This is a genomic window from Paraburkholderia sp. EG286B, assembly GCF_040965655.1.
GTDB lineage: Bacteria > Pseudomonadota > Gammaproteobacteria > Burkholderiales > Burkholderiaceae > Paraburkholderia.
This window is the reverse complement of the sequence record NZ_JBFRCF010000023.1, coordinates 87,738-113,154: the sequence shown is the minus strand read 5'-3', so window position 1 is coordinate 113,154 and position 25,417 is coordinate 87,738. Positions and strand designations below refer to the sequence as shown.

The 25,417-nt window shown below is 61.8% G+C and carries 29 protein-coding genes and 3 pseudogenes; 13 read left to right on the top strand and 19 right to left on the bottom strand.

Going from position 1 to position 25,417, the window contains the following annotated elements; all coding sequences use genetic code 11:
* Positions 1-227 precede the first annotated feature (227 nt).
* Positions 228-497, bottom strand: a pseudogene (locus AB4Y42_RS35450) (spermidine synthase); the annotation flags it as partial.
* 73 nt (positions 498-570) lie between these two features.
* A complete protein-coding gene (locus tag AB4Y42_RS35445) occupies positions 571-915 on the bottom strand; it encodes a zinc ribbon domain-containing protein YjdM (protein ID WP_368696770.1) in 345 nt (114 codons plus the stop codon).
* Positions 916-1,094: 179 nt separating this feature from the next.
* On the opposite strand from AB4Y42_RS35445, the gene AB4Y42_RS35440 reads away from it, so the two are divergent.
* From AB4Y42_RS35440 to AB4Y42_RS35420, 5 genes are all read left to right on the top strand, one after another.
* The gene (locus AB4Y42_RS35440) at positions 1,095-1,541 is read left to right on the top strand and encodes a hypothetical protein (RefSeq protein ID WP_368691886.1); all 447 of its coding nucleotides are present in this window, start codon (positions 1,095-1,097) and stop codon (positions 1,539-1,541) included.
* 35 nt (positions 1,542-1,576) lie between these two features.
* Complete coding sequence (locus AB4Y42_RS35435) at positions 1,577-1,840, top strand: HPr family phosphocarrier protein (RefSeq protein WP_368691885.1); 264 nt, start codon at positions 1,577-1,579, stop codon at positions 1,838-1,840.
* Positions 1,841-1,845: 5 nt separating this feature from the next.
* The gene (locus tag AB4Y42_RS35430) at positions 1,846-2,658 is read left to right on the top strand and encodes a fused MFS/spermidine synthase (RefSeq protein ID WP_368691884.1); all 813 of its coding nucleotides are present in this window, start codon (positions 1,846-1,848) and stop codon (positions 2,656-2,658) included.
* Between the two features lie 54 nt (positions 2,659-2,712).
* The gene (locus AB4Y42_RS35425) at positions 2,713-2,934 is read left to right on the top strand and encodes a hypothetical protein (RefSeq protein ID WP_368696769.1); all 222 of its coding nucleotides are present in this window, start codon (positions 2,713-2,715) and stop codon (positions 2,932-2,934) included.
* Positions 2,935-3,182: 248 nt separating this feature from the next.
* The gene (locus tag AB4Y42_RS35420) at positions 3,183-3,752 is read left to right on the top strand and encodes a hypothetical protein (protein ID WP_368691882.1); all 570 of its coding nucleotides are present in this window, start codon (positions 3,183-3,185) and stop codon (positions 3,750-3,752) included.
* A 115-nt stretch (positions 3,753-3,867) separates the two neighbouring features.
* Here the strand turns inward: AB4Y42_RS35420 and AB4Y42_RS35415 are convergent, their stop codons facing one another.
* Positions 3,868-4,563, bottom strand: a complete 696-nt coding sequence (locus AB4Y42_RS35415) for a response regulator receiver protein (RefSeq protein ID WP_368696768.1) — start codon at positions 4,561-4,563, stop codon at positions 3,868-3,870.
* Between the two features lie 310 nt (positions 4,564-4,873).
* On the opposite strand from AB4Y42_RS35415, the gene AB4Y42_RS35410 reads away from it, so the two are divergent.
* Positions 4,874-5,236, top strand: a complete 363-nt coding sequence (locus AB4Y42_RS35410) for a hypothetical protein (RefSeq protein WP_368691880.1) — start codon at positions 4,874-4,876, stop codon at positions 5,234-5,236.
* 109 nt (positions 5,237-5,345) lie between these two features.
* Complete coding sequence (locus AB4Y42_RS35405; protein ID WP_368691879.1) at positions 5,346-5,753, top strand: nuclear transport factor 2 family protein; 408 nt, start codon at positions 5,346-5,348, stop codon at positions 5,751-5,753.
* A gap of 291 nt (positions 5,754-6,044) precedes the next feature.
* Here the strand turns inward: AB4Y42_RS35405 and AB4Y42_RS35400 are convergent, their stop codons facing one another.
* From AB4Y42_RS35400 to AB4Y42_RS35365, 8 genes and pseudogenes are all read right to left on the bottom strand, one after another.
* Positions 6,045-6,431: a BON domain-containing protein gene (locus tag AB4Y42_RS35400; RefSeq protein ID WP_368691878.1), complete on the bottom strand. Its 387-nt coding sequence runs from the start codon at positions 6,429-6,431 to the stop codon at positions 6,045-6,047.
* 33 nt (positions 6,432-6,464) lie between these two features.
* Positions 6,465-7,610, bottom strand: a complete 1,146-nt coding sequence (locus tag AB4Y42_RS35395) for a porin (protein WP_368691877.1) — start codon at positions 7,608-7,610, stop codon at positions 6,465-6,467.
* An 81-nt stretch (positions 7,611-7,691) separates the two neighbouring features.
* Positions 7,692-7,876, bottom strand: a pseudogene (locus tag AB4Y42_RS35390) (hypothetical protein); the annotation flags it as partial.
* A gap of 27 nt (positions 7,877-7,903) precedes the next feature.
* On the bottom strand, positions 7,904-8,140 hold the full coding sequence (locus AB4Y42_RS35385) for a DUF1289 domain-containing protein (RefSeq protein ID WP_368691876.1): 237 nt from the start codon (positions 8,138-8,140) through the stop codon (positions 7,904-7,906).
* A 13-nt stretch (positions 8,141-8,153) separates the two neighbouring features.
* A complete protein-coding gene (locus AB4Y42_RS35380; RefSeq protein ID WP_368696767.1) occupies positions 8,154-8,990 on the bottom strand; it encodes an SDR family NAD(P)-dependent oxidoreductase in 837 nt (278 codons plus the stop codon).
* 2 nt (positions 8,991-8,992) lie between these two features.
* On the bottom strand, positions 8,993-10,273 hold the full coding sequence (locus AB4Y42_RS35375; RefSeq protein WP_368696766.1) for an MFS transporter: 1,281 nt from the start codon (positions 10,271-10,273) through the stop codon (positions 8,993-8,995).
* A gap of 74 nt (positions 10,274-10,347) precedes the next feature.
* Positions 10,348-11,403 (bottom strand): 3-keto-5-aminohexanoate cleavage protein, encoded by a 1,056-nt coding sequence (locus tag AB4Y42_RS35370; RefSeq protein ID WP_368691873.1) that lies wholly within the window; start codon positions 11,401-11,403, stop codon positions 10,348-10,350.
* Between the two features lie 44 nt (positions 11,404-11,447).
* The gene (locus AB4Y42_RS35365) at positions 11,448-11,855 is read right to left on the bottom strand and encodes a carboxymuconolactone decarboxylase family protein (protein ID WP_368696765.1); all 408 of its coding nucleotides are present in this window, start codon (positions 11,853-11,855) and stop codon (positions 11,448-11,450) included.
* 142 nt (positions 11,856-11,997) lie between these two features.
* On the opposite strand from AB4Y42_RS35365, the gene AB4Y42_RS35360 reads away from it, so the two are divergent.
* Positions 11,998-13,029: an AraC family transcriptional regulator gene (locus tag AB4Y42_RS35360; protein WP_368696764.1), complete on the top strand. Its 1,032-nt coding sequence runs from the start codon at positions 11,998-12,000 to the stop codon at positions 13,027-13,029.
* 235 nt (positions 13,030-13,264) lie between these two features.
* Here the strand turns inward: AB4Y42_RS35360 and AB4Y42_RS35355 are convergent, their stop codons facing one another.
* The 3 genes from AB4Y42_RS35355 to AB4Y42_RS35345 all read right to left on the bottom strand — a co-directional run bounded on the left by AB4Y42_RS35355 (position 13,265) and on the right by AB4Y42_RS35345 (position 15,073).
* Positions 13,265-14,122 carry an MBL fold metallo-hydrolase gene (locus AB4Y42_RS35355; RefSeq protein ID WP_368696763.1) on the bottom strand — a complete coding sequence of 286 codons (858 nt, stop codon included), beginning with the start codon at positions 14,120-14,122 and terminating at the stop codon, positions 13,265-13,267.
* 253 nt (positions 14,123-14,375) lie between these two features.
* Entirely contained in the window at positions 14,376-14,837 is a 462-nt protein-coding gene (locus AB4Y42_RS35350) for a hypothetical protein (RefSeq protein WP_368696762.1), read from the bottom strand.
* Between the two features lie 11 nt (positions 14,838-14,848).
* Positions 14,849-15,073, bottom strand: a complete 225-nt coding sequence (locus AB4Y42_RS35345) for a hypothetical protein (protein WP_368696761.1) — start codon at positions 15,071-15,073, stop codon at positions 14,849-14,851.
* 560 nt (positions 15,074-15,633) lie between these two features.
* Here AB4Y42_RS35345 and gspG point away from each other — a divergent pair.
* A pseudogene (gene gspG / locus AB4Y42_RS35340) lies at positions 15,634-16,099 on the top strand (type II secretion system major pseudopilin GspG).
* A gap of 397 nt (positions 16,100-16,496) precedes the next feature.
* Here the strand turns inward: gspG and AB4Y42_RS35335 are convergent.
* Both AB4Y42_RS35335 and AB4Y42_RS35330 read right to left on the bottom strand, forming a co-directional pair.
* Positions 16,497-16,925, bottom strand: coding sequence for a VOC family protein (locus tag AB4Y42_RS35335; protein ID WP_368691867.1), 429 nt, complete (start codon positions 16,923-16,925; stop codon positions 16,497-16,499).
* A 363-nt stretch (positions 16,926-17,288) separates the two neighbouring features.
* Positions 17,289-18,041 (bottom strand): SDR family NAD(P)-dependent oxidoreductase, encoded by a 753-nt coding sequence (locus AB4Y42_RS35330; protein ID WP_368696760.1) that lies wholly within the window; start codon positions 18,039-18,041, stop codon positions 17,289-17,291.
* A 118-nt stretch (positions 18,042-18,159) separates the two neighbouring features.
* Between AB4Y42_RS35330 and AB4Y42_RS35325 the strand changes: the two genes are divergently transcribed.
* Entirely contained in the window at positions 18,160-18,783 is a 624-nt protein-coding gene (locus tag AB4Y42_RS35325; protein ID WP_368691866.1) for a TetR/AcrR family transcriptional regulator, read from the top strand.
* Between the two features lie 336 nt (positions 18,784-19,119).
* Here the strand turns inward: AB4Y42_RS35325 and AB4Y42_RS35320 are convergent, their stop codons facing one another.
* The 3 genes from AB4Y42_RS35320 to AB4Y42_RS35310 are packed head-to-tail and all read right to left on the bottom strand — an operon-like array spanning position 19,120 to position 21,722.
* Entirely contained in the window at positions 19,120-19,890 is a 771-nt protein-coding gene (locus AB4Y42_RS35320) for a PP2C family serine/threonine-protein phosphatase (RefSeq protein WP_368691865.1), read from the bottom strand.
* Complete coding sequence (gene tagH / locus AB4Y42_RS35315; RefSeq protein WP_368696759.1) at positions 19,887-21,230, bottom strand: type VI secretion system-associated FHA domain protein TagH; 1,344 nt, start codon at positions 21,228-21,230, stop codon at positions 19,887-19,889. Before tagH ends, AB4Y42_RS35320 begins: the two co-directional genes overlap by 4 nt.
* Positions 21,231-21,287: 57 nt before the next feature.
* The gene (locus AB4Y42_RS35310; RefSeq protein WP_368691863.1) at positions 21,288-21,722 is read right to left on the bottom strand and encodes a TssQ family T6SS-associated lipoprotein; all 435 of its coding nucleotides are present in this window, start codon (positions 21,720-21,722) and stop codon (positions 21,288-21,290) included.
* A 294-nt stretch (positions 21,723-22,016) separates the two neighbouring features.
* Between AB4Y42_RS35310 and tssJ the strand changes: the two genes are divergently transcribed.
* Genes tssJ through AB4Y42_RS35295 form a run of 3 tightly spaced genes read left to right on the top strand, consistent with a single transcriptional unit; the run spans position 22,017 to position 25,410 of the window.
* Positions 22,017-22,631: a type VI secretion system lipoprotein TssJ gene (gene tssJ / locus AB4Y42_RS35305; protein WP_368691862.1), complete on the top strand. Its 615-nt coding sequence runs from the start codon at positions 22,017-22,019 to the stop codon at positions 22,629-22,631.
* A gap of 8 nt (positions 22,632-22,639) precedes the next feature.
* The gene (gene tssK / locus AB4Y42_RS35300; RefSeq protein WP_368696758.1) at positions 22,640-24,058 is read left to right on the top strand and encodes a type VI secretion system baseplate subunit TssK; all 1,419 of its coding nucleotides are present in this window, start codon (positions 22,640-22,642) and stop codon (positions 24,056-24,058) included.
* Positions 24,055-25,410 carry a DotU family type VI secretion system protein gene (locus AB4Y42_RS35295; protein WP_368691861.1) on the top strand — a complete coding sequence of 452 codons (1,356 nt, stop codon included), beginning with the start codon at positions 24,055-24,057 and terminating at the stop codon, positions 25,408-25,410. The genes tssK and AB4Y42_RS35295 overlap by 4 nt, the downstream gene beginning before the upstream one ends.
* Positions 25,411-25,417: the final 7 nt, after the last annotated feature.

Here is a 25,417-nt window from a genome sequence, read left to right as displayed (position 1 = left end):
CCTGCACAGCAGCATTGGCTACCGTTCGCCGCTTGAATTCGAAAACCTCAACGTTAAAAGGCAAACCGTATCGCCTTGCGGGTTGCCCACCGGCGGGCAGCGTCATGGTCGTGAGAGGCGACCCGCCCCCCGCCCGTGGACAACCCGCGACTCAACACTCAGCGGAGGTTAGATCGCATCAAATCGCTGGCTGCAAATCCGTCCGTCGAACCGGGTCAGCCTCACAGATAGCAGTACTTCGCCAGTGAGCCCCCGCCCAGCCCGATCATGCAGATGTGCCTGGGAGCGGGCTGCAGCAGCAGGAACCCCATCATCGTGCGCGTATAGACGAGCGTGAGCCTGTCCGGCGCACGAAGCGACATGCAGCTCTGGGTGGCAAAGTGATCGAAGTGCAGGGACACGGCGTGCTGCGTTTCCAGCACGAAGGGTCGCCTGTCATTCAGTGGCGTCGAGAGGAACTCGACGAATGCGTCACAGGATGTCTGGTCGCCGTCCATTCTCGATATAACCTGTAGTCGGGCAAGTGCGTAAAAAACCGCGGCGCTTCGCGAGCGGGTGCAGGCCGCCCGGTCAGGCCTTCTTCAGGAAGCAGGCCTTGAGCATGAAGCTGCCGGTATCGGTCCTGCAGTCGATCTCGTGATCGCCGCCGACGATCCGGATATTTTTCACCCTGGTGCCCATCTTCAGCATGATCGAGGAGCCCTTGACGCGCAGGTCCTTGATCAGCACGACCGAGTCACCGTCTGAGAGCACGGCTCCGTTTGCGTCCCGGACCACACTCCTTTCCGATTCGCCCACGGTTTCCACACCCCCGTTCTCTGACCATTCATGGCCACAGTCCGCGCACACATACAGCGCTGCGTCCGGGTACGTGTTCTCCATTGAGCATTGCGGGCATGCGGGGGCGGCGTTCATTGCGGATTTCATTAAAAACAGTTTCGGGTCAGTCAGGAAGAAGACGGGTGTTCGCCGGAGGCGATCATCTGCTCGCACACAGTGTATTATAATGTAAGGCACATGAAATTGTTGCTGTATTATAATGATGATCGCCGCCCTTCCGCGAACTTGCGGGCGGATTCGCTGAGGATGTCGTCATGTTGGATCTGGATGGAGCGCTGCTGCTGCCTGACCGGCGCATGGTTCGCGTGCAGGAAATCGCGGGAAGCCGGGGTCTGATCCTGGTGGGGGTCGGGCGCGGTGGCGAACGCGGGTTCCAGATGATCCACCGCTTCCATGACGTAGGCGAGCAGCTCGCGGCGGTCGGTATTCACCTGGCCTTCGTCTATCCGCGGGAATCGGCCCGGCACGTGCTGGACGCGATCTCAGTCGCCAGTGCGAGGTTCCGGCACCATCCGCGGCTCCTTCTGGACGTGGACCGCCGGTGTTTTGCGCAGGCCGTGTGGCCCCGATCGCTTGAAGCGGTTCACCTGAACCTCGAAATGACACGCCTTGCCGGCGTCAGCATCGACCTGCAGGACACAACGTGGGAAGGCGAACTCAGGGCGTTTCTCGCGGACTGTCAGGTCGATAATTCGCACTGAATCCAGGGACCTGTCCCGAGATTTTGGAAAAGAACATGGCAACCGTTGTGGATGTTGAAGCCGGTTCCGGGTGGAACCGGAATGGGGCGCACGCTGCCCGGGATGTATTCGTCAATGTGGCGCGCCGTTTCGAAAGCGACATCCTGCTGGTCGCGAATGGACGCCGCGGTAACGCGAAGGATGGCATGGCAATCGACGCACTACGGGTGCGCGGCGGGACCGCTGCCCAGGTGCTGGTCGCGGGCCCGGACGAAGAGGCGGCACTTCACGCGCTTTTACCGCTGCTACAGCAGGGGTGAACCGCATGCCCCGGTTCAACTGGCCACTCCCGAATTTCCGTGCCCGTGGCCCAGGCGCTGCTCCGGATATCCCGGTTGTTGTGCAATCCGAACATCTCATCTCGCTGTACTTTGACGGCCGTGGCATGCAAAGCACCATGCTGCGCGCGGCGCCGGATGCGCTTGTATTGGGATATTCGCGCACGATGATGGGATTCCTGTTGCTGCAGCCCGCTCCCAGACACATCTGCATGATCGGGCTGGGTGGAGGATCACTGACCAAGTACTGCTATCGGCATCTGCCGGATGCACGCATCACGGTAGTCGAGATCAATCCGGAGGTGATTGCGCTGCGCGAGCGCTTCTGCATCCCACCCGACGACGAGCGGCTGTCGGTCGTTTGTGCGGACGCCGCGCAGTATCTGTCGACAACCACGCACACCTTCGATGCGCTGCTGCTCGACGGTTTCAATGCGCACGGCGTGCCCCCCGAGCTATCTGACGGAGCCTTCTACGAAGCCTGCCATTCGCGGTTGAACGACGACGGCGTGCTGGCCGCCAACCTGCAGGCAGAGGATCCACGGCTTGGGGACAATCTCACCCGGATTCGCGAGACGTTCGGTTCATCGGTCGCGCTCGCCCCGGCCAAAGACAGCGCCGGAAACATCATTGCCTTCGCGTGGAAGAACGGTGTCCCGTTACCTTCACTCGAGGCGCTGATGAAGGAGGCGGATCAACACGCCGGGCAACATGGCGCTGACCTCGTTGAAACAGCCGTACGCATCGAGATGGGTGCGCGCTACGACTGGACGCGACAGGAGGCGTCGATTTTCCTCTGATGGCGTAGCGCCTCGCAATCCGCAACGACTAGCCGTTAATTCCTTGGAGAAGCAATGATCGACAACGACTCACCAAATGAGCAAACCCTATCCGCGTCCGCAATCTGGGCGCTGGAGCGCCTCGCTGAAGTTCGCTATGGGAGAGACGCCCCGGCGCTCGGTTGGTCGGTCACCCGGGAGTTGATCAGCGCGGGCTTCGTTAGCTACCCATCTGGTGCGCGCTCCAGTATTGCGATTACGGCTGCCGGACGGGCGTTCCTGAAAAGCCGGAAGTAGGTCATCCACTCTGATTTCTCGGAGGCCACTGTTCGGCCTGAGCGGACGTTGAACGAACGACGCTCAGTGGTCGCTCAACGTTCCAGACCAGCCATTGGTCACACAGCCTGATCGAACGGCAACTGCCCTCCTGGTCAGTGGGTGAAACCGACCCACGCCGGACCTTTCATTCGCCCGGTAGCAGTCATTGGATTGGCACGTTGCTGACGAGCGATAATGAGCATGAGCCGCAGTGACCGGGGGGTGTCATGCAATTCGAGACTGCTGAGAGGACGATGTGGGGTCTCGTGGAAACATATACAGGCCGAGTTGGCTACCAGCGCGGCATGAAGTCCGAAGGGCTCTCGGCTGAGCCGCCGGTCATCGACTGCTCGGGGTGGACAAGGTTGCTCCTCACTAAGGCGATGCAAGCAGAGAACGAGGCCGCGGGTCGCGAGGTGTTTGGTTCTGGCGACGTGAAAGCCCTTCAAGCGTGGTCGGATCGAATCATTCAGGAGATCGAGACTCGAACGGGATTTGTCCTCGGAGGGGACAATATTACGGCAAAAAGTCTTCCGCGCTGCGCCACCATTGGGCTGAAAATGGGAGAGCCTTCGTGGGCGAACAACCATCCTCGTCCTCGCGGAATCACCCACATTGTCCAGATTGTGCGCCGCCCTGAGGATAGCGTGCCGTTTGTTTCGGAGTCGTTCTGCGGTGCAGTTTCACCGGGCATCAGTCTGACGTCGCTCGAAGAGTGGCTCGCTCGGTCACAGCCGCATATTCGCGCGGGCGAAATGTGGGCCGTTGATCCGTTCCGGCTGGCCTCAAACAACTGAATGCCTTCTTGAACGTTCCTCCATGGCCGCCCTGTGCCCAACGAGCGGGCATGCTGTTCGTCACCGGGCCGCCTCATACACCAGGCATGACCCGACCCGTTGCTGACATCCACCGTCAGCAAGGTTGTGTCCGCTCTTGCTGAGGACGTTGCCAGACCTTCGATACGGGGCAGTCGTGTTGACTACGACACGGTTGCGCTTTCCCGTCTCCGGTCGGTGTGTCATTCGCAACGGGAAGCGCCTCAGCCTCCGAACTGATTCGATCTATCGCGTGAAGCAGCTTCTTGAACACGAGTGGCTTGGCGATTACGTCATCAACCTTGCCTTTGAAGCTCGGTGCGTCCTGCGGCCACACGAGCGCGATGATGTGCGGTCTTTCGGTTGCCACATCGAAACTCTCCACGAACCACGCAGAGGGACCCCGAGAAAATTCTGCAACGTCGAGTACGATCAACTGTTGCGACGGTTCAAGGCAGAATTTCTGCCAACTGTCGAAACCACATGCCTTCGACCGCCCATACCCATTCACATTGAGCAGAACGGCTAGAGACTCCCGTATCACCTCGTCGCGGCCCACTATCATTATGGGTCCGACCGCTGGTGGCGGCGTCGGTAGCGCATGGGCACCCGACGCGCGCAGCTGCCACTCGCAGCGCAGCCACTCCAGCCGCGACAGCTCGTAACGGTGCTCCGCCCTCGCAAGCGCAGCGAGGGAGGTCGCTGGATCGCGCTCCAGGCGTTGCAGATCTTGCGTCGCTTTGCTCAGTTCAGCGAGCGCAGCGCCGAATGCAACCTTGTCTTCTGGCTTCACAATGGGGTTCGCGGAGCAGAGGTTGAACAATTCTCAACTGCGGCAGCATGAATCTTGCTGGCAGATCCATATCCGTGGAGCATAGATCCCGGTGCTTGAAAATGCCATGAAGGTTCATCTGTTGCCTCAGCGGCGCAGCGGGCAAAAAGCCTGAAGGTACCGGGTTGCGGAAATTCGAAATGCGTTTCGGGCTGCCGCCCGACAGAACACGGAGCCCGCTACGTGGCCCGATTGCGGCGATCATCCGGTGGCTCGATTACGCCGATCCCGGAATGGCTCGAATATGCCGGTCAGTGACAGGAGGCGACTGATGCAAGATCTGACTTCGGAATTGCAAGAACTGCACGAAGCGAGTGACCATATCAGCGCGGCAACCTGGCGTCTGGTTGATCAGGCTTGCCGGGTGGAATTCCTGCAAGGTGCTGGCCTTGACGCCGTGGAAGCTCGCCGACTTCTGGAAAACATGTGGGACGCGCTGATTGCAATGTATCTTCACCGGTGTGCGATCAAGCAACGGCTTCGGCCGGAAGGCACCAGGAATCCTGCCGCCTTCGACACCTACGTGGTCACACGACAACTACCGATGGAGCGACTCGCCCTGCGAGTGCTTAAGCGTGCGTTGCGGGTCGCCGGTCAGCGTTCGCCGAGCGTCCGCACGTTAGCTAATCAATGAAATGCTGTCGCAATATGCGTCGCGATCTTGGGGACGCGAGCTTGCCTTCAAACGGACGAACGGTCGCTGGAATCAACAATCTGCCTTGATTTCGAAGAGATCGAAAAAAATGACCACCGACGCGCCTTTCGTAGATTCCGCCGAATTCACCGTGCAACAGCAACTCCACTCCTACAACGCACGCGATATCGACTCGCTCATGCAATGGTGGGCCGATGACTGCGAGTATTACGAGTTCCCCTCTCGGCTGCTCGAGCGTGGCGCTTTAGAGATTCGAGAGCGCCAAGTTGCCCGTTTCACTGAACCCAACTTGCTCGGTCGACTTATCCATCGCGCCGTACTTGGGAATGTGGTTTTCGATCACGAGCGCGTGACCCGGACATTCCCGGAAGGTACTGGCGAAATCGATGTGCTTGCGATTTACGAGGTCACCAACGGGAAAATTACGAAAGCTTGGTTTAGGATGGGAACACCGCAACTGCTCACGCAGATTCTAGGTGTTGCATCGACCGGTTGAATCCGCCGCCGGACCCCGTCCGACCCTCGAAGACGGCGCCATGGTCCGCCGTTGAATCGACACGCATCGGGCAGCAGTCGACCCACTCCCGCCATTCGACCCGGCGCCGCCTCGACGGCGGGTTTTAAACGTCAACGGACATTCGCGCGATCACGTCGGCCGGCGGTGGCTCTTGAGGTTTGTTCGGCGCCTGCCCCTGGCCCAGAAGCGTTCGGTTGATAGAAATGGATTGGGCGTTAAGCGCCTGCCCCGACATCACATCAGGCTCTGTCGGATCGCCGCCAAGCCCAGTTACTGGCCGCCAAACGGCTTTTTGACCGTCAACTTGTTGGTAACGGATGTGACGCCCGGAACGCCTTTCGCGATCTCGCTCACTTTGTCGATCTGCGATGCATCGACCACGGTGCCGTCGAGCGTCACTGCGCCGCCCTTCGCGATGACGCTGATGTTGCCAGCGTTGATCTCCTTGTTGTGCGTGACGATCGCGGAGTAGACCTTGCGGCGCAGCGCATGATCGGCTTTCCGGATGTCTTTCGCCGTCATGCTGCCCGAGGCCGCAACCGCGGTTCCGCTCGAAGCGGCGCTCGTTTCGCTTGCACCCGCCTGCGCCCAGGCATGAACCGATGCCAATACGATCAATACGCCGCCCGCAATCCCGAGCGCCCAGTTTGTTTTCATTGAATGCTCCACTTGTTATCTGTGTGGGGGAGTTCAGAAGCTATGGCGAATACCGACCATCGCCGCCGTGGTTGACCTGCCTTCCGGAACAGGCGCACCGTAGGTGATTGTCTGGCTCATGTTGCCGCGGTTGTTGACATAGCCGACCTGCGCGTAGCCGAGGGTGGTTTTGGACAGGTTGTATTCGGCCCCCAGCGCAAACTCGTTCGATTGACTGGATGAGTGGTTACGATCCTTCAGGTAATAAAAGCCCGAGGTGACCTTGAAAGTCGGGCTGAACTTGTAGCCGAGCCCCCCGGAAATCATCTCGAAGTTGGCGTGGCCACTGTTCGCGGGGTTCTTGCCGATGCTGTATGACGTTGACACGGAAAAATCGTGGAAGGTGTACTGCGCGCCCAGATACCAGAAGCGGTTGTTGGCCAGGCCGGTCGACGGCGCCGTGACGATTGTCGTGGGGCCCGTCTGCGTGAATGGATTCGTGTCGTGACCGTTGTAGTAGACAGCTGCCAGGTTCAGGCCATAGTTCGAATACTGCAGCACGGCGGACTCGCGCGTGCCGCCCTGGAACTGACCCGGAACGCCGCCGGGAGCATACTCGAGCGCAAGCGACGCGCCGTAGAACTTCGGCGACCGGTAGACGATCGCGTTGTCGTCGTACAGCGCGCCGATCGGGCCGTTCGTGCTGAGGCCCTGCCAGCCCGCGGCCTGGTTCATGCCTAGCCATGCGGTCAGGATACTGCCGAAGTACTGGGCGTTCCGTACGTCTGTATCTGCCATCGCATAGATCATCGGCACGATCTGCCGCCCCATGTCGATCGTACCGAACGGGCTCGATACACCCACCGTCGTCTGCTGGTTGAACAGCGCTGTGGCGCCCGGCGTGTCGGCCAGCCCGGGCTTGCCGTTCGAACTGTTGAATGCCCCCTGCAACCTGAAATTGACCTTGTAGCCACCCCCGATGTCTTCGCTGCCCTTGAGACCCCAGATGCTCGAATAGATTCCGCCATCCTTGAGCTCGTAGACATGGCCGAGGTTCACTTTCGACTGAAAGTTCGCTGCATTCGCACTCTGATACAACACCCCCGAATCGATGACGCCATACAGCGTCACCGATGACTGCGCGTACGTGGTGCCTCCCATTGCAGCCAGCACAGCCGCCACCAACCACTTCAGTTTCATTTTGTCTCCTGTTTGGTATATCCAAGCAACCCGTAACGACGTCCATCCGCGTTCGATACCAAGCAACCATCCGCCCGGAAATCAGACCAGCAGATAGTCATGGAACGCTTCACGCAGCTGGTTCTTCAGCACCTTGCCGGTGGCGCCCATGGGCAGCGCCTCGACGAACACGACCGCGTCCGGCATCCACCGCTTCGCAATCTGCGGTCAGGGATCTGCATGAAGCCGTCCGCATCGATCGTCGCGATATCGCCGGTCGGGAACCAGCAACTGCTTTTGCAGCATCAATCCGTTCACTCTAGCAATCCATTTTCTAAAACATCGCAGTTGTGGCGCGGCGTCAAACGGCACGCGAATGTGGGTCGGCGGCGTTCGACCGCCGCTGCGATTTCGGCCTTCTGCTGGTCAGTCATCTGATCCCATAGGCCAATCTCACGGAGCGTTCTCCAGCACCCCTGGCAGAACTGATCGTTCGGGTCCATCCGGCAGATATTGATGCAGGGATTCATGACGGGGTTGCTTCGGGTCATATGGCGTATCCGGTTAGATCACTACCCCTCCGTTGGGGCTGATCACCTGGCCCACCAGGTAGTGATCGCCAGCCAGCCAGGTCACCGTCGAGGCGTATTCCTCCATCGTGCCTAGGCGTCCGGCGGGTATCAGCTGCCAGAACTGGTTGCACTTTTCCTCGCCTGCGGCCTTGAAGTATTGGGTGAATTCGGGCGTGGCCACGCCGCCTGGCGCCATCGCATTGACGAAGATGTTGGCGCCCGCTACCTCGGCCGCAACCGACTTCGTGAAAGCAATCACCGCACCCTTGGTCGCGCAATAGTGCGGACTGTGCGCGCTCATCGCCGACATGCCGGCAATCGACGCGATGTTGATGATCCTGCCGTCGCGCTGCGGCTCCATCAGCCTTAGCGCTTCGCGTGTGCAATAGAAGAGCCCGTGCACATTGACATCCCAGTAGCGATGCCACTCCTCATCGCTGATGGTGCTGGTAAAGCCCAGTGACTGCCGCGGCACGGGCGTGGTGATGTAGGCGTAGTGCTGGTTGCGGCGCATCGTATCTAGCGGCGTGTTCGGCACGCGCGCAGCATTGTTGACCAGAATGTGCAACGTGCCGAAGCGTTGGACGATGGCGGCAAACAGCCGGGCAACTTCGCTGCTCGACGAGACATCGCAGCGTAGCGCGAGACACTGCGCGCCGGCTGCTTCCACCGCCGCGCGCGTTGCTTCGAGCGCTGGCATGTCGATGTCGCAGATCGCGACGTCTGCGCCCGCGCGGGCCAGGTCGATGGCAATGGCGCCGCCCATGCCGCGGCCGGCACCCGTAACAAGGGCGATACGCCCAGCCAGATTCTGACGTTGGTTTTGCATTCTCAGGATCTCGCAGGTTGAACATGTTCGGTTGAGGCAACGCGCTGCCTGCCTGAGGCGCGCGCCGCAAGGGCAAACCAGACGGCCGAGCTGATCGCCAGCACATCGTTGACGAGCAGGACGCCCGTCAAGGGTGCGGTGCTGCCTGCATGCTTCAAATGGTCAGCCAGCATGCCAATGGCCACCGTGCCAATGGCGAGCGCAAATGCATTGATCAGCAACATCGTGAAGCCAGTCACCGTCGAGCGCATCTTTGCCGGCGTCATGCTGGTTATGGCCGTCAGGGCTGAGCCATATGCCGCCATCGGCAGAACGAATCCGGCACACATGCCGATATAGAACAGGGGCGAGCCGGCCGGTACGAATCGATATGCCAGCATCGACGGCGCGCAGACCAGGACGAGCAAAGCCATGAAGCTTGCGTGTCCCCCGTGCAGGCGCCTCGCCGCGCGATCCCCCACTGCACCTCCCGCTGCCGCGCCGAGCGTGCCGAATACCAGCTGCAACGCCCCGATCCGTGTGGCAATACCGGCCGCATTCATGCCTCGCTCGTCGACGAGCCAGAGCTGCGTGAAGGAGAAGCTGGCAAAAACCAGATGCACCAGCACGAAACCGACAATCGTGAAAGCCAGTGCACGATTACTGACAACGGTGCGCAACACGGCGAGCGCCTGCTCGAGGAATGGTGCGCCGCGCTCCTGCGGCGCGAGTACGCTTCGGTCTTCCCTGAGCAGCGCCAGCGGCAGCGCAATCGCAATGCCAATCACGCCCAGCGCATGGAACGTGGACCGCCACCCGAGCGTGGCGCCAAAGCTGCCAGCAAGCAGGAAACTGCAGCCGACACCCAGCGGAATGCCCATGAAGAAGAGCCCCATTGCCGTGCCACGCCGCCTGCCGGAGAAGAGTTCAGCCAGCAGGGCCACTGCGGCAGGGACCAGCGCCGCCTCTCCGCTGGCAACGAAAAAGCGGGCCACCACCATCTGCTCGAAGCTCTGGGCGCGGCCCGACGCCAGGGTGCAAACGCTCCAGATCAGCAAACCGGCGGCGATGATCCGGGGGCGGCTGAAACGGTCGGCGAGCGTACCCATGAACATCGCCATCACGCCAAAACTCAGCACCCACACCGCGCCGGCGAGAAACCCGTATTGTGTACGGTTGAGCGCCAGGTCCCGGATGATCTGCGGCGAGAACCCCAGCAGCATGTTGCGGTCGATGTGCGCCAGCAGGTGGATCGCCAGCAGGGTCGCCAGGACGGCAGCGGGGCTTTTCTTCCAGAACATCATCTGTCTCCATGCCTGATGGGTTGGACTGCATGCGAGGCGCAGCATGTTGCCACCCCTGCACCTCGACATGCCGGTCAGGCAACCTTGCGTGCCGGCACGCCGCGCTGCTCGGGTGCCCGGTTCGGCACCATGCCCAGCCTGTCCAGCGTCTCCTCAACCGACTTCCATTGGGTACCGATCTGGTAGATGTCGCGTGCCTCCGCCGCACTGGCGACGTCACGATTGAGTTCGCGCGCAATGCGCACCATCTGCTCGATCTGTTGCACGGAGGTCGCACGTTTGCCGTCCGGGCCGAGCAGCGTGTCCTCGATGCCGACGCGCACATGGAGGCCCAGCGCGATGGCCATCGTGTTCATCGGCACGACATTGCGGCCCAGCGTTTCGATCGTGAGCACGGCACCGTCCGGCGTGCGACGCGCGAACTCCAGCATGTCGGCCGGATGCAGCCCTGCTGCGCCACCGCCGATGGCCACGTAATTGAGGTTGAGCGGGCCGGTATAGACGCCCTTGCGGATCAGGCGCTCGAGCGTTTCGAGCTGCGCGAGATTGCCCAACATGAATTGCGGCTGGATGCCGGCGGCAAACAGCCGCCGGATGTGCTCGACATGCCACGACGGATTGGATGGCGAGATCATGTCGCGGTAAGCCGCCTGCAGTGCGGGGTTCATGAACGAGGTGCCGGCGATGTCGGCCTCGGTCAGCAACTCCATGATGTTCATCTGGCCCGTGTTGATCGCCACGGTCACCTGTTCGGGACGCGGGTCCAGGTCCGCGAGCATGTGGCGCGTGTCGTCGTTCGCCCATTTCGCCATTTCGCCGTCGCTTTCCGGTGCGAACGAGATCGAACCGCCGACCTGCAGGATCATCTTCGGCACCGCTTCGCGCAGAAGGGCGAGCATCTCGTTGAACTTCGACAGACGCTTGCTGCCCTTACCATCCTCTTCGCGCACGTGCACGTGCAGCACCGTCGCGCCTGCGTTGTAGCAGTCCACGGCCTTCTGCACCTGTTCGTCCATCGTGACCGGGATATCGTCTGAATCACCGGGGATCCATTGCGGCCCGTACGGCGCCACCTGAATGACCAGTTTTTGCTGATTTTCAGGCAGCAGCGAGTCGTCCATGAAATGCATGATGTGTATTCCTTATCAAGAATGGGGTGGGTGTGTTGGTGGCGTCAGGCAGCGGCCTGCGCACCCTTGTTTTTTGCCTGCTCAAACGCGGCCAGCTCCTCCAGCAGGATTGGTGCGCCGAGACTGGACGAATGAATGCCGAGAACACTGACAGCCTGCAGAACCGCCGCGATCTCTTCCTTCGTGGCGCCCAGTTCGAGCGCCTTGCGGATATGGCGGCGCGTGCCCGGCGCATACATGTGCGTGCAGGACGAATCGACTGCGATGGCAAGGAACTCGAGCACCTTGGGTTCAAGCACCCCGGACATCATGGTGTGTGCGCCCATCGTCATGAATTTCTCGGCCCACACGGGATCGAGTTCGGCAATGGCATCCCACGAAGGATTCCAGTTGCCTGTGGCGCGCAGCTGATCGCACACTGTCGTGGCGCTGTGGTTCGTCTCATTGCTCATTGCCTGTGTCCTCGGTATTCCTGAATGAATCGGTACATTGCCCGGTGCTGTGCCAACGGAGACAAGTATCCGGGTTCGGCAGGAAGACGTTTGACGGATTGGGACAAATAATTTACATTCTGGGACACTACGGGAAAACGATATGTCCTATCTGCTTCGCAGTGCAGCCCTCACCAATTACGTCGAGGTGGCCCGGTCGGTGGGTCTCGATCCCTATCAGCAGTTGGGCGACGCAGGAATTGAGCGGTCTGTGCTGCTCGACCCCGACATCATGATTCGGGCCGAGGCGGTCGCGCGGCTGCTGGAGACATCGGCCCGGTCCGCCGCGGTCGAGGATCTGGGGCTGCGCATGGCCGAGACCCGCCACATCTCGAACCTCGGCGCGCTCGGTTTTGTGATGCGGGAACAGCCAACGCTGCGAAAGGCGCTGGAATCCGCGGCGCACTACCTTCGGCTGCAGAACGAGGCAGTGGTGATGCGTATCGAGGAATCGGAGGGTCTGGCGGTCATCCGCGAGGACATCGTGGGCGGCATACCGGGTTCGATGCGTCAGGCAACGGAGCTGGTACTGGGGGTCCTCTACCGCGTACTGGGCATGGTGCTGGGCGCCGCCTGGAAACCCCGCACCGTCTGCTTCACGCATCCTGCTCCGGCCGGCACGACGATTCATACGCGCGTATTTGGCGTGACCGTCGAATTCAACCAGGATTTCGACGGCATTGTGTGTCTCGCGTCCGATCTTGACGCCGCGATCCCTGCCTACGATCCGGTCATGGCGCAGCAGGTGCGCCGCTACCTGGATTCGATGCTGCTGCAGTCCAGCTCGACGATGCCCGACAAGATCAGGAAGCTGATCGTTGCGCTGCTGCCGTCAGGCACCTGTTCGGTCGATCGGATTGCGCAGCATCTGGGCATGGATCGCAGGACTGTGCATCGCCATCTCGCACCGTACGGCGAGAGTTATCTGTCGCTTGTCGATTCGGTACGGGTAGAGATGGTGAAGCGGTATGTTGGCAGTGGCAACAGGCCGCTGTCTGAAGTCGCCTCGCTGGTTGGCTTCTCATCGTTGAGCGCGTTCTCCCGCTGGTTCAGCGGTCGCTTTGGTTGCAGCGTTTCGACGTGGCGCCGCGAAGAGGCACAACGAAGCGCAAGTGCCGATGATAAGTTCGTTTAGCGCTGCAAGCGCATTGGTCTGCGAATGATGGGAGCAGGATGGGCGGTTTGGTCGAGGATGCAACGAGTTTGATCATCGGTGGACTGTCCGTTTCCCGAGCTGAGCCAACGTTCGAATGTCCGCCAGAAAGCGCGGTCGAACGGCCGTAGGTGGCCGAGTCTTGCCACCTCATTGCAGGGCTGGAATCAGGGAGGATTCGAAGCGCCTCATGCCGGAAGGAGCTATCCCGGCGACTTCAACCATTTCGCATGCGCGCAACTAATGCGACCAAGCGAGCACTCATTTCCTTGGCCGGCAAGTGCGCGAGCCAGCCGTGACCAGGAAGCAGCCATTCGAAACGATACACGGCCAGCTTGCTGAGCGATTCGGTGAGCTCGGTCCATGAGTACCAGCACGCGTCCCTGAATGCGACCAGGTCCTGCTCGCGTGGGCTCCAGGCAAGCGAATCACCCGAGCAGAGATTGCGATCGTCGAGGAGATACACGACGCTACCCCGAGTGTGACCGGGCACGGGGATTGCCTGTACGCCCGCCGCAATGGTCGGCGCCGACACGTCGTCGAGAAGATCCGTTGCATAGGGGGCAGCCGAGCGGTCCTCCCGGTGAATCCAGACGCGCGCGCCGAATCGACGCGCGTATTTGTCGGCGTCTGCGACGTCGTCACGATGCGTCAAAAGAATGTGTGCGACGCCACCGGCGTCGTCGAACCATTTGACGAGCTCTGCCGCATAGCGCGGTGAGTCGATCAGCAGATTGCCGTCCGCACGCGAGGCAAAATAAGAATGTGCGCCAAACGATGAGCGTGAGTTGAATCCGCAGCGCCACACGCCCGATGTGATCTGCTGTGGAAAGATCACCGCGTTCGGACGAAGCTGCTTCGTTTCGCTGCGTACCGATGCTGTCGGGCATACGAACACCGCACGCCAGGCAGCAAGCTGCTCTTCCGGCGTGCCGGGCTGCCGAACGAAGATACTTTTGTCGTTTCGCTCGACGATCAGCCCGGGCGCGACATGACGCGATGCACCGCAATTGATGCACGCTGTGTCGATATACCACTCTCCAGGCACAGAGTCGGTATTGCGTGGTGGCTTCATTCGATGCTCCGGTCCTGACAACGCATGGCAACCTCACAGTCCCATCATAGACCTTCAACCATCAAGACACGACCGGAGCAACGGGTTGGCAAAGTCCAAAATCGACGGGGCCGTAAGCGCCCTGGCGACCGTCCAAGCGGATAGCGTTGACACGCCCCACGAACCGGGCGGCGGGCTGTATCTTCCAGCCGTACCTCAATTTTCGAAGCGTTCGAAATCGAAACCGTCTCTTCGGTGTCCAACGCGAGCCAACTCACGAAACGTCTGTACGACGGCGGTGCAATACCGGGTCGCGACGTGCCCGATACACCACAAAGACCATCCAGAGCACGAGCAAGCTGAAGCTCCACCATCGTAGATATGATCCCCATCCCCAGATGAGCGACCCGAACGCCGAAAGCGTTAGCCCACGCTTGGCGGCCAGGATGTCGCTCAGAACTTCACCGGACTTGAATATCGCGCCCGTGTCTGCGCGGGCGATAACCAGATCGGTCACGGTGTGCTCAATGTACGGGCGTGATGCCAGCAGAAGCCCGATGATCGTCGCTATCGATCCGGACCGTTCGAATAGATCCCAATGTCCAGAGGCTTGCGCAATGCAGGCGCATATGATTTCCGGACAAACAGCCAGCGCAATCATCGCGATGCTCCAGGCGACGTAGCCCTCCGGCGCCCGCAGCACTCCTTGTTGAGGATTGCTGACGCTGCGGTTCACAGGCTCTTCGTTCAAAATATGCTCTCCAATTCATCCACGGGCTCATGCTTTCCTCGATGATCTTCGCGATCTCGACATCGGCCTGCTCCGTACTGCGCGAAGGCAACCGTTCGATAGACCGCGTTTATCTCCGCACTGAGCCTCGCATCCAGTTCCGCGGCCAACAAATTGCGAGCTTTGTCGACCGCGAACATGAAGTTCTGAGCTTGCTCAAAATGTTCGTTGACATAGCTCATCGGCGCGTTTCACGTGTCCGATGTGCAGCTTATCTGACTTGTCAGCTATATTCAAGATTTTTTGGCAAGCTGCCGGTTTGAGGAGCGGACAGTGACGCCGGTCCCGTTGAAGGGCCGTGGCGCGCTCGTCACCGCTTCAATCGCCCCTTCACTGCAGCGTTGTCGAAGCTGCTTGCCGACGCACGCACGCCGATGCGTGAATGTCGGCGCTATAAGTCCTTCGATCCGGCCTCGCACGAACGTCCGTTGTTTGATGCGGATCTGCCGTTTAGTGCCCTTCTGAGCGCGCGGGCGAACAGCTCCAGTTGGCCGCACAGCGCCCCACGACTGAACGCAACGATCATTCCGGCTCGAGATTCATCCATTTATCGGCGATCGAAGACACGGCATCGGTCAGAGCGCAGGATCGTTCCTCATCCATTGTCTGGCCGCTCCGCAGACTACATTTACTTTACATCCCTGGCACGACAAAACTTAGAATGACCGGCCGGCCTTATTTGACCGCTCTCTGGTCGCGAGGAACCCCCGCGCGTTTTTTCCCGAACAATAGGCAACAAATTATGAAATTGAGGACTGGTCGCCGCACAGATATCGCGGGTCTGCGCAGCCGTGATCAGCAAGGGTTTGCGTTTAAAAGAATTATCGTCGTGGTTGCGATGCTCGGCGTGCTGGCCACACTGATCGCCCTGAAGGTCATGAGTGGCCCGGAAGGGGTGAAGCGTGTCGCTGCGAAACAGGACGTCGACACGATCATGCAGGCGCTGACGCTATACCACCGCGACAACGGCCGCTATCCAACCCAGGAGCAAGGCCTGCGGGCGCTGACCGAGAAACCTGCTACTAGTCCGGTGCCAGACCTTCTGGAAGGAAGGCGGCTATCTCCAGCGTTTGCCGAACGATCCATGGGGCAACGCGTATCGGTATCTCAATCCGGGTGTGCATGGTGAGATCGACGTATTCAGCTACGGCGCCGACGCAAAGCAAGGCGGTGAGGGTAACGACGCCGACATAGGCTCGTGGGAATAGCCGGCTCCCTTTCATTGCGTACCCGCTGCTTACCGCAACGGCGTCCGTATGTCCGACTATGTGTCCCGTGTTGTCATGCGTGGACTCAGCGAAGGCGATGCGCGACCGACGTGATCTCGCTCGAAAGGCACGTCGTAGGGGTGTCGCCGCTGTTCGAACGTCCGCGCGAAGGTGTGGGCCAGCGCCTGTCGATGACCGAACCCGGAGGTCCATCGAAAGCCCGTGCGCAGCGGATCGCATTGGCCGGCGAACTTACGTAGTCGACCCCGTTGCAGCCACCAGGTCCGCAAGGACGGCGAGGCCTGTTCTCAGCACTTCATCAGCCATTCACCTGGGGGAAGCGAGTGCGGCTCGGCGGCCAAATCAGTCGCACGCGGGACTGCCACAGCGACCGCCATCATTTCTCTTGCCGCATTGATGGCGTAAAGGTGATTCCTACCAGCAATCCTTCTGGCCCGATGAAGCGACTGACGGTCTGGCCCCACGGCTCATTCCGGTTGCTGACCAGCATCCGATACCCTCGTGATTCAAGTTCTGCCGTAGCCGCTTCGACATTGCCGACATCAAACTCAATCCAGGCTTGCGGGATCGGTACGTCACGAGGCCACGAATCCGTGCCGAAGCACGACTGAGCGGCCTGGGAGAGCGGCCACAAGGCGAAAGTGTTTGCGCCTTGCAGACTCTCCGTATGGAGGTAGCCGCCTTTCTCTTCCTTGAAGGGAATACCGAAGGCCCGACTGTAGAGTTCGCGGCTTGCCTGGGCTTCAATGACAATCGGGCCGAAGCCTGCGACGAACAAGGCCGTGGCTTTTGGGATCTTTTCCATGATTTCTCCTTTGCCGCGAATGAGCGGCGCCATGAGGAACGAACATGTCCCCCCGCGCCCGTCGAACTGATGTGGCGGCCGGCATTCAGGTAGCGCGGAGCATGGATGAGTGTAGGCTTGTTTCGAGTGGCCGACAGGCACACTCGGCCGTCCAGCCGTGGGCGAAGGATGGGCCGCACGCGTGCCGTTTCTTCGCGATGCCGGCATTGCGTGCGGCAGCCGCTGCGCAACAGGGGGCAACCTCCGCCTCCGTGGAAGCATTCTTTCCGAGACTCGCGCTCCCATAACAATGAAGCGGCGGGATGTTTTCCGGCGCTCGAAAAATCATTGCTCAACTATCCCGGTGGTGTTTCACCGACCATCTCACCAGGGAAGCGGACCCGCTGCGTTCGAGAAACTGCCAGTCGGCCCGTTTGCATCAAGAAGCGCCAGGCGGACCGGTTCTCGTGCCGCATCCTCAACCGGTCCAGCTCCTGGGGCATAGTTGCTCAAATCAGTTGCGGTAAACCCCGGACAGACTGCATTGACCTTGATGCTGGTTCCCTCCAGCTCAATGGCGAATGCCTGCGTCACAGCATTGAGTGCGGTCTTCGAGGTCTGATAAACCCCGACATACAGGCGCGAGTAATCCGATGGGTTGTCCTTGAGCGTGAGGGAGCCACCCGCGCTCGAAACATTGACGATGCGGCCGGCCGGTGCTTTTCGAAGAAGCGGTAGCAGCGCCTGCGTAACGGCGACAACGCCAAACACGTTTGTCTCGAACACGAAACGCATGTCGTCAACCGATACACGGCTGACCTTGTCCGCGACCTGAATTTCTTCGATAGGCGTCCCCGGTTTGATAGGACGTGAGATACCCGCGTTGTTGACCAGCACATCGAGACGTCCCAACGTGTCCTCGATCTGCCTCGCCGCGGCGGCAATCGACGCCTGATCCGTCACATCGAGCTGGATGGGCTGGGCGTCTGCACCAACGCTCTTCGCGGCCGCCACGCCCAGGTCCAGCTTGCGTGCACCGATGAGTACCTTGAAGCCTTTGACGGCTAGGTCCTTGGCGATCTGAAGGCCAATTCCTTTGTTTGCGCCGGTAACGAGCGCGACGGGTGTGCTGTGCATGTTTGCTCCGTTCGAAAATGATGGGCGAGCGCGATTCGCTCACGGTAGAATGTAAGTGGAACGTCGCTCCGGTTCGGACTATACGGAACCTTGTTCCGTTTATCAAGAGGAAAATGAGTTGAGTAGCAAGACGAACAAGTCCGCAAACGAAAGTGCACCGCGCCCCGTACGCGCAGACGCGCGACGGAACATAGAAACGCTCCTCCGAACGGCGCTGGCTGTTTTCGAATCCTCGGGAATCGATGCTCCGGTGCGCGAGATTGCGCAAAAGGCTGGGGTGGGCATCGGCACGATCTATCGCCACTTCCCGCAACGTTCCGACCTTGTCGTGGCCGCGTTGTGCAGTGAAGTGGACGCGTGCGCGGATGCTGGTGTTGAATTTGCCGCCACGCTAGGTGCCGGCGAGGCGTTAGTTGGATGGGTCGAGCATTACGTGGAATTCGTGACGAGGAGACGCGGTCTTGCTGCCGCCCTAAATTCAGGCGATCCCGCCTTCAAGGCTTTGCCTGTTTATTTCCTCCAACGGCTCCGCCCCATAGTTCAGGGTCTCCTCGACGCTGCGATAGCTGCGGGCGAAATTCGTAAAGGTGTCCAACCGGACGAGCTCCTGTGCGCGGTGGGCGCCCTGTGCGCCCCGTTTGAATGTCCCGACCCACCGGACACACGGAGGCTGGTGACTCTGTTTCTCGACGGATTGCGCTATGGCGCGGGCCCACAGACTTCTAAAGCACTACTAAAGTGAGGCTGCGAGCGAAAGACCGTCCGAGGAAGGCATATGGCCGCCTTGCGAGCACGAACAGACGTCCGAATGTCCGAGCTAGTGTCGTGGCGAACGACTCTTCCTGGCCGACCATTGCCCGAAGCGGCCGAACAAGATCACTATGTCGTGAAAACCTGGGCACCGAGCCCGACGAGCCGGGAGCCGTCACGCAAAGCCATTCCGGATTGCACCGAACCCGGGGCGATAATTAGCTCCGCTCCGGATCACGAAGCTCCGACGTCATGTCAGTCAGGATGTTTTGCCGCGTATTCAGTGATGCTCCACTCTGGACATTGGACGCGCCCGATTCGCGCCATCTCACGTCGCCCGGCGCGCCCGCACCCGCGCCAGCGTGACGTTCTGTGGGCTCCCGGCCCAGACTGCGAGCGCGGAGTAATTGTCGGCGTGCGGCGCGCTGCCCGCATGACGGATCGCCTCGTGCTCGATCAGCGCGGCCCAGTCGTCGACGGTATGAACGACGCGCAAGCGATCTTCGAGTGCATCCTCCGCGACGGATTGCCAGAGCCCATCGGTGCAGAGCAAGAACACATCGCCATCTTCGAGCACGTGCGGCGGGCTGATCGCGGGTGCAATCTGGCCGCGCATGCCGAGCGCCATATGCAGCCAGGCGGGATTGACGCCGTCGCCTGGCAGGCCCGAGTCCAGCAGCTGCTGCCGCACGCTATGATCGCGCGTCTGTTCGATCAGCGCGCCGCGTGCGAACCGGTAGAGCCGGCTGTCGCCGAGATGGACCCATTGCGCCATGTCGTGCCGCCGGTCGATGAAGAGCGCCACGACGGTCGCACTCATGCGGCCGCGCTCGCGGTCGCGCTGCTGCATCGCGAGGATCGCGGCGTGTGCTTCCTCGATGCACTCGAGCAAGGTGTGCGCGAGCGTGCGGCCGGTGTCCTGCGCCCGGTGGAGGATGCGCTCGACGGCGCAACGCGAGGCGATTTCGCTGCCAGGATTACCGGAGACGCCGTCGCTCACGACAAAGCAGGCGTAGTCGTCCGTGATCGTGTAGCCAAGCGCATCCTGGTTGCTGTCCCGCTGTCCCGCGCGCGAGAACTGGGCACACGAGAGATTCATGCGTCGGCAGAACGCGCCGGGCGGCGTCGCGCGTGATAGTTCCTCACCTCGTCGTCGTACGCGCGCAGGAAGGCCCTGCCGAATACGGCGCTGAAGTCATCCTCCACGGCGAGCATCGTCTCGTGGTGCATGCGTTCATAGCGATGCCACAAGCGCACCTTGCGCAGCATCGGGACGAGCTGTTCGTAGCGGGTCGGTTCGCTTCGTTCGGCGAGACGTGAGGGCGAGAAGCGCTGCAGCAGGTCGTTCAAGGCGGCGCGCATGCCCGCGACCATGGCGATCTGGTGCGCCTGCAGGTCGTGGAACGCGTCTTCCACGGCGCCGGGCGGCGTCATGAAGCCGGGGAACGGCAGGCCGAACATCTGCCGTAGCGCCGCACTGCCATCGGGCAGCAGCTTCAGCGGGTTGTTCTCGCGATCGAGCAGCACAGTCATGTCGGCTTTCACTTCGCGTTTGAGGATGCTGCGCGAGGAGAGCAGCTCGACGGTGCCATTGGCGAACAGCGCGAGCAGTTGCCCCGCAGTGTGCAATTGCTCGGTTGACCAGTCGCAGGTGGCCTTGTCGAGACCCGCGCCGCGCAGGAAGGCGGAAAGCAGGGCGTCGGCCGAGTCGGGCGCCGTGGAGGCAGTGTCCGCATCCGCCGAAGCGGTGCTGGTCGACGGCGACGCGGTTGCGCTTTTTGCGTTGCTTCTGTCGCTCGCGGCAGCCGGTTTTTGGGCGGCCGGCTGAGGCGCGGGTGGCAGTGCATCGCGCTCACGCCCGGCGTCCGGCTTTGCGAACGCGCTCGTGCGCAAAGGCGTATCGGCCGCCCGCTCGATGGCGCTGCGCATCGCGAATTGCGCCGCCTGCGTCGTAACGGGTTGCGCCATTGACGAGTCGGCACCGCCCGAACGTGCGAAAAGCGCGAGGGGATCGGTGGGGATGGGCGGCGTGTCGTCGAGCGCGGCGGTTGCCGTGCTTTGCCTCGCGCCCGATTGCGCGCGAGGCGTAGCGGCCGCGCTTGCACTCGTCGCACCAGCGTTGCCGCCAACACCCGCCTGCGCACGCAACACATACGGGCCGATGCGGATCGCGTCGCCGGATTCGAGCGCATGCTCCTCGGTGTATTCGAGCGGCGTGTCGTTGATCTCCACCACCGAGACGCTGCTCAGATTCTTCAGCACGCAGTGGTCGCCGTCGATCTGCAGCAGCGCCTGCAGCCGCGAAACCTGACGCGTTTCGTCGGGCAGCACCATCTGGTTGTCGGCGTTGCGTCCGATCGTGCCGCCCGGCGGACGAAATTCCACGCTGGTTTCGGCGTGGACCGGTTCTCCTGCGTACTCGATGACGGTCAATTGCATGATGCGGACTGAATCACATAAAGACGGATAAAAAAGCGCGCAGCGCGGGACGGTCTATCAGGAGGGTGCCACCTTGCGGCGCGCGGCGTCGAATGCGGGTCCCCAGATCGGGTGTCCCTTCTCCGCGGCGGACAATTCGAAATGCGGATCGATCCGCAAGATCGCCTCGAACTCCGAGCGGCACTGCGCAACGCGGTTCGTCACGCAGTAGCTGAACGCCATCAGCTTGTGCGCGTCGATCTGCGTGGAGCGGTCGCCGTCGACGAAGGCGTTGCTGTTGCGTAGCAGCTGGATGGTGCGCGGGTAGTCGCCCGCAGCGTACGAGTCCTGTGCGGCAGCAACGGCATTCGCGGCGGTGCGTTGCGCGGGCGACAGGCTCGTGCAACCGCCCTCGGCAAGAAGTGTCGCGGCCAGGGCCAGTAAAAATGCGCCCGCGAGGGCAGCCCGCGTGCGACTCGCACGTAACAAGTTCCACGTAATCGGCCAGGTCATTTTCGGCGATCCGGTATTTACTTCTTCATGCGAGCCATGAAAGTAATTTCTACGGCCCGTGAAATTTTTTATAGAGGTGGCATTCGGATAGCGTTGCGATCACGAATCGTACGAACTATAGTCTAGTCACCTGAATTTTCATCATATGAATTATTACTCGTGAGACACGGCCGGCGATAGATTAATTTAATTCCGCGAATATTCGAAAGGCATTGCCCCAATTCCGCTTGTTGACGTGGAAAATTTCGGGGCAAGCGTTCCGGGAGCAGAGACTTCCAACCCCTGAATTCAGGAATGAATGCAGGGGCGGGGGACGTTTTTGCCTTTGAATTTGCAACGAGAATTCGCGCTGATTCAGAGGGTTTGGACGGTATGTACGGAGTGCCATTTAAGCGCGTGCATAATCCACGCGAAGGGATATATTTTGCCCTTTTATTATTGTGCGGGTGCGCATCGACAGAGAAAGATCTGCCGGTCCCTTATGCCGTCACGTTTCAGGTGGCGGCTGACGTTAATCGCGACTCGCAAAACCGGCCTGCTCCTGTTGCATTGCAAACGTTTCAGCTCAAATCCGATAATAATTTCAGGAGGGCGGATTATTTTTCTCTGCAGAACAAGCCTGAGGACGCGCTGGGCGCGGAACTGGCGGGCACGGACCGGATCGTCCTGAGACCCGGAGAGTCGCGCACGCTCCACTACACCGGCGGCGAATCGGTGCGCAGTCTAGGCATCGTGGCAGGCTATCGCACCCTCGAAAAGCGCCGCTGGAAAATTACCGTGGCGCTGCCGCAGCCCGCCAGCACCAATCTGTTCAAGTTCTGGCAGGGCAAGCCATCCGAAGCGCATTTCGTGATCGTGGTGCAGGGCGACGGGCTCGTCGCGACGCCGGCCGGCGGTGACGCACGATGAACGACCGCATGAATCCTCCTGTTGCGCCTGCCACGGGCAGCGCCGGACTGCGCGACCGGGTGGTGTGGTCCGAAGGCATGTTTTTGCGGCCGCAACATTTTCAGCAGCTCGAGCGCTATTTCGAGCGCTATGTGCACTTGCGCTGCGCGCCGCTGCAGCGCTTCCTGTGGGGCTTCGCATCGCTGCAGATCGACGAGGAGGCGCTGGCGCTTGGCAAGGTGATGCTGCGCGCGGCAAGCGGCATCCTGCCGGACGGCACGCCGTTCGACTTCTCGCATCTCGACGAGGCGCCCGAAGCGCTCGAGGTGAGCGCCGATGTGCGCGACGCGACGGTCGTGCTCGCGCTGCCGGCGTTGCGCAGCAGCAGCGCACAGGTGACGTTCGGCGGCGGCGAACGCATGCTTGCGCGCTATCTGGCGCACGAAGCCGAGATCGCCGATGTCAACGAGGTCCGGCTGGAGCCTGCGCTGGTTCAGTTGGGACGACTGAAGCTGAAGCTCGCGCTCGCCGCCGAGGTGGACGACGACTGGCACGCAATGGGTGTGCTGCGCGTGGTGGAGCGGCGCACTGACCGCCAGCTGGTGATCGAGGAAACGTATATTCCGCCGCTGCTCGACGCGCATGCCCACCCGCAGCTCGCGGGCTATGTGCAGGAGCTCGACCGGCTGCTCTCGCAACGCAGCGAGCTGCTGGCGGGGCGCCTGGCGCAGGCGGGGCGCGGCGGCGTGTCGGAAGTCGCCGACTTCCTGCTGTTGCAGCTCGTCAACCGTTACCTCGCGATCGCGTCGCACACGGCGCAAACGCCGGGTATTCACCCGGAGCTGCTGTTTCGCGACTGGCTCAAGCTGGCCGCCGACTTCGCCACCTTCACGGCGGCTTCACGGCGGCCCGAGGTGCTGCCGGTGTATCAGCACGACGACCTGCGCGCGACCTTCGGCGCGCTTTTCGCGGAGCTGCGCCGCTCGCTCGCGACAGTGCTCGACCAGCACGCGCTGCAGATCGCGCTCGAAGAAGCGGGCAACGGCGTGCGGGTCGCCGTGATCGCCGACCCTTCGCTGCTGCGCGATGCGGGCTTCGTGCTGGCCGTGCGCGCCGATATTCCCGCCGAGAGCGTGCGTGCGCGCTTTCCGTCCCAGATCAAGCTGGGCCCGGTGGAGCGCATTCGCGATCTGGTGCAACTGCAGTTGCCGGGCATCGCCGTGCGGCCGCTGCCGGTCGCGCCGCATCAGATTCCCTACCACGCTGGCCACAGCTACTTCGAGGTCGACAAGGGCGGCGACCTCTGGCGCCAGCTCGAACGCTCGGGGGGCCTCGCGCTTCATCTTGCGGGCGATTTCCCGGGCCTGGCGATGGAGTTCTGGGCGATCCGCGAGATGCGCGCAGGCGGCATGCGCGCAGGCGACACGCGTGAACGGGACATCCGATGAATCCGCTCAACGATCCCGTCTCTGCCGAACGCGCTTCCGGACACGGCGCTTTCACGACTTCGCGTTCCGGGTTCGGCCCGGCGCCTGGCGACGAGGCGTGGCAGGCGGACGCGCTTCACGAGCAGGCGCACTGGTTCCCGGGCCCGGCAGCTTCCGGGGATGGCGGCAACCCACTCGTCGCCGCGGCCAACGCGCTGCTGAATCTGATTCCGCAGATTCGCTACACCGTGCACCACCCGAACCCGGCGTGGCTGCGCGAGCATCTCGCCAACGAGATCCGCCAGTTCGAACAGCGCGCGCGCGATGCGCTCGCCTCGCCCGAGCAGATCGGCGCGGCGCGTTATTGCCTGTGCACGGCCCTCGACGAAGCCGCGGCGCTCACGCCATGGGGCGGAACGGGCGACTGGTCGGCGAACAGCCTGCTCGTCGCGTTTCACAACGAGACGTGGGGCGGAGAAAAATTCTTCGAACTCCTCAATCGTTTGATGCAGCAGCCGCGCGAGCAGCTGAATCTGCTCGAACTGCTTTACTACTGCCTCGTGCTCGGCTTCGAGGGACGCTATCGCGTGCTCGACAACGGCCGCGCGCAGCTCGACGACCTGCGGCACACGCTTGCGCGCACGATCCGCAGCGTACGCGGCGACTACGACGCGGCGCTGTCCACGCATTGGCGCGACGAGATCGCGCGCGAGGACCCGCAGCGCTTCGCCGTGCCGCTCTGGGCCTGCGCCGCGTTGACGGTGCTGCTGGGCTTCGGCGTCTATGTCGGGCTCGATCTCGCGCTGGCCGGCCGCTCCGACAAGGCTTTCGCGATGATTGGCCGCCTCCAGGTGCCGAGCGTGCGCCTCCAGGCGGCCGAACCGCAGGCGGTGCGCCCCGTGCCGCCGCCGCGCCTTGCGGGCTTTCTCGCTCCGGAGATCGCCGAAGGTCTCGTGGAAGTGCGCGATCTCGCCGACCGCAGCGTGATCGTGCTGCGCGGCGACGGGCTCTTCGAGTCCGGATCCGCCACCGTGATCGACCGTTATCAGCCGACGCTCGCGCGCGTCGCCGCAGCGCTCGCTCAGGTCCCTGGCGCGGTGGTCGTGGCCGGGTACACGGACAACGTGCCGGTGCATAGTGCGCGCTTTCCGTCGAACTGGGACCTCTCGGTCGAGCGCGCGCAGGCCGTCGCGAGCATCCTAGCCGCGCGTCTTGGCGACAGCACCCGCGTGCGCGCCGAAGGGCGCGGCGCCACCGATCCCGTTGCGCCGAACGACAATGCGGCGGACCGGGCGCGCAACCGGCGCGTCGAGATCACCTTGCGCGCCGCGCCGCCGAAGCTCGCGACGCCGGGCTCGGGAGACGCTCCGTGAGCCGCGT

Coding starts and splice junctions, on each gene's coding strand:
- AB4Y42_RS35440 (WP_368691886.1), top strand. CDS start 1,095: ATGTTGGATCTGGATGGAGCGCTGCTGCTGCCTGACCGGCGCATGGTT.
- AB4Y42_RS35355 (WP_368696763.1), bottom strand. CDS start 14,122: ATGAAGCCACCACGCAATACCGACTCTGTGCCTGGAGAGTGGTATATC.
- AB4Y42_RS35295 (WP_368691861.1), top strand. CDS start 24,055: ATGAATCCGCTCAACGATCCCGTCTCTGCCGAACGCGCTTCCGGACAC.
- AB4Y42_RS35365 (WP_368696765.1), bottom strand. CDS start 11,855: ATGAGCAATGAGACGAACCACAGCGCCACGACAGTGTGCGATCAGCTG.
- AB4Y42_RS35375 (WP_368696766.1), bottom strand. CDS start 10,273: ATGATGTTCTGGAAGAAAAGCCCCGCTGCCGTCCTGGCGACCCTGCTG.
- tssJ (WP_368691862.1), top strand. CDS start 22,017: ATGAATGCAGGGGCGGGGGACGTTTTTGCCTTTGAATTTGCAACGAGA.
- AB4Y42_RS35370 (WP_368691873.1), bottom strand. CDS start 11,403: ATGCATTTCATGGACGACTCGCTGCTGCCTGAAAATCAGCAAAAACTG.
- AB4Y42_RS35385 (WP_368691876.1), bottom strand. CDS start 8,140: ATGACCCGAAGCAACCCCGTCATGAATCCCTGCATCAATATCTGCCGG.
- AB4Y42_RS35405 (WP_368691879.1), top strand. CDS start 5,346: ATGACCACCGACGCGCCTTTCGTAGATTCCGCCGAATTCACCGTGCAA.
- AB4Y42_RS35445 (WP_368696770.1), bottom strand. CDS start 915: ATGAACGCCGCCCCCGCATGCCCGCAATGCTCAATGGAGAACACGTAC.
- tssK (WP_368696758.1), top strand. CDS start 22,640: ATGAATCCTCCTGTTGCGCCTGCCACGGGCAGCGCCGGACTGCGCGAC.
- AB4Y42_RS35435 (WP_368691885.1), top strand. CDS start 1,577: ATGGCAACCGTTGTGGATGTTGAAGCCGGTTCCGGGTGGAACCGGAAT.
- AB4Y42_RS35310 (WP_368691863.1), bottom strand. CDS start 21,722: ATGACCTGGCCGATTACGTGGAACTTGTTACGTGCGAGTCGCACGCGG.
- AB4Y42_RS35360 (WP_368696764.1), top strand. CDS start 11,998: ATGTCCTATCTGCTTCGCAGTGCAGCCCTCACCAATTACGTCGAGGTG.
- AB4Y42_RS35425 (WP_368696769.1), top strand. CDS start 2,713: ATGATCGACAACGACTCACCAAATGAGCAAACCCTATCCGCGTCCGCA.
- AB4Y42_RS35430 (WP_368691884.1), top strand. CDS start 1,846: ATGCCCCGGTTCAACTGGCCACTCCCGAATTTCCGTGCCCGTGGCCCA.
- AB4Y42_RS35335 (WP_368691867.1), bottom strand. CDS start 16,925: ATGGAAAAGATCCCAAAAGCCACGGCCTTGTTCGTCGCAGGCTTCGGC.
- AB4Y42_RS35395 (WP_368691877.1), bottom strand. CDS start 7,610: ATGAAACTGAAGTGGTTGGTGGCGGCTGTGCTGGCTGCAATGGGAGGC.
- AB4Y42_RS35410 (WP_368691880.1), top strand. CDS start 4,874: ATGCAAGATCTGACTTCGGAATTGCAAGAACTGCACGAAGCGAGTGAC.
- tagH (WP_368696759.1), bottom strand. CDS start 21,230: ATGCAATTGACCGTCATCGAGTACGCAGGAGAACCGGTCCACGCCGAA.
- AB4Y42_RS35330 (WP_368696760.1), bottom strand. CDS start 18,041: ATGCACAGCACACCCGTCGCGCTCGTTACCGGCGCAAACAAAGGAATT.
- AB4Y42_RS35320 (WP_368691865.1), bottom strand. CDS start 19,890: ATGAATCTCTCGTGTGCCCAGTTCTCGCGCGCGGGACAGCGGGACAGC.
- AB4Y42_RS35380 (WP_368696767.1), bottom strand. CDS start 8,990: ATGCAAAACCAACGTCAGAATCTGGCTGGGCGTATCGCCCTTGTTACG.
- AB4Y42_RS35420 (WP_368691882.1), top strand. CDS start 3,183: ATGCAATTCGAGACTGCTGAGAGGACGATGTGGGGTCTCGTGGAAACA.
- AB4Y42_RS35345 (WP_368696761.1), bottom strand. CDS start 15,073: ATGAGCTATGTCAACGAACATTTTGAGCAAGCTCAGAACTTCATGTTC.
- AB4Y42_RS35400 (WP_368691878.1), bottom strand. CDS start 6,431: ATGAAAACAAACTGGGCGCTCGGGATTGCGGGCGGCGTATTGATCGTA.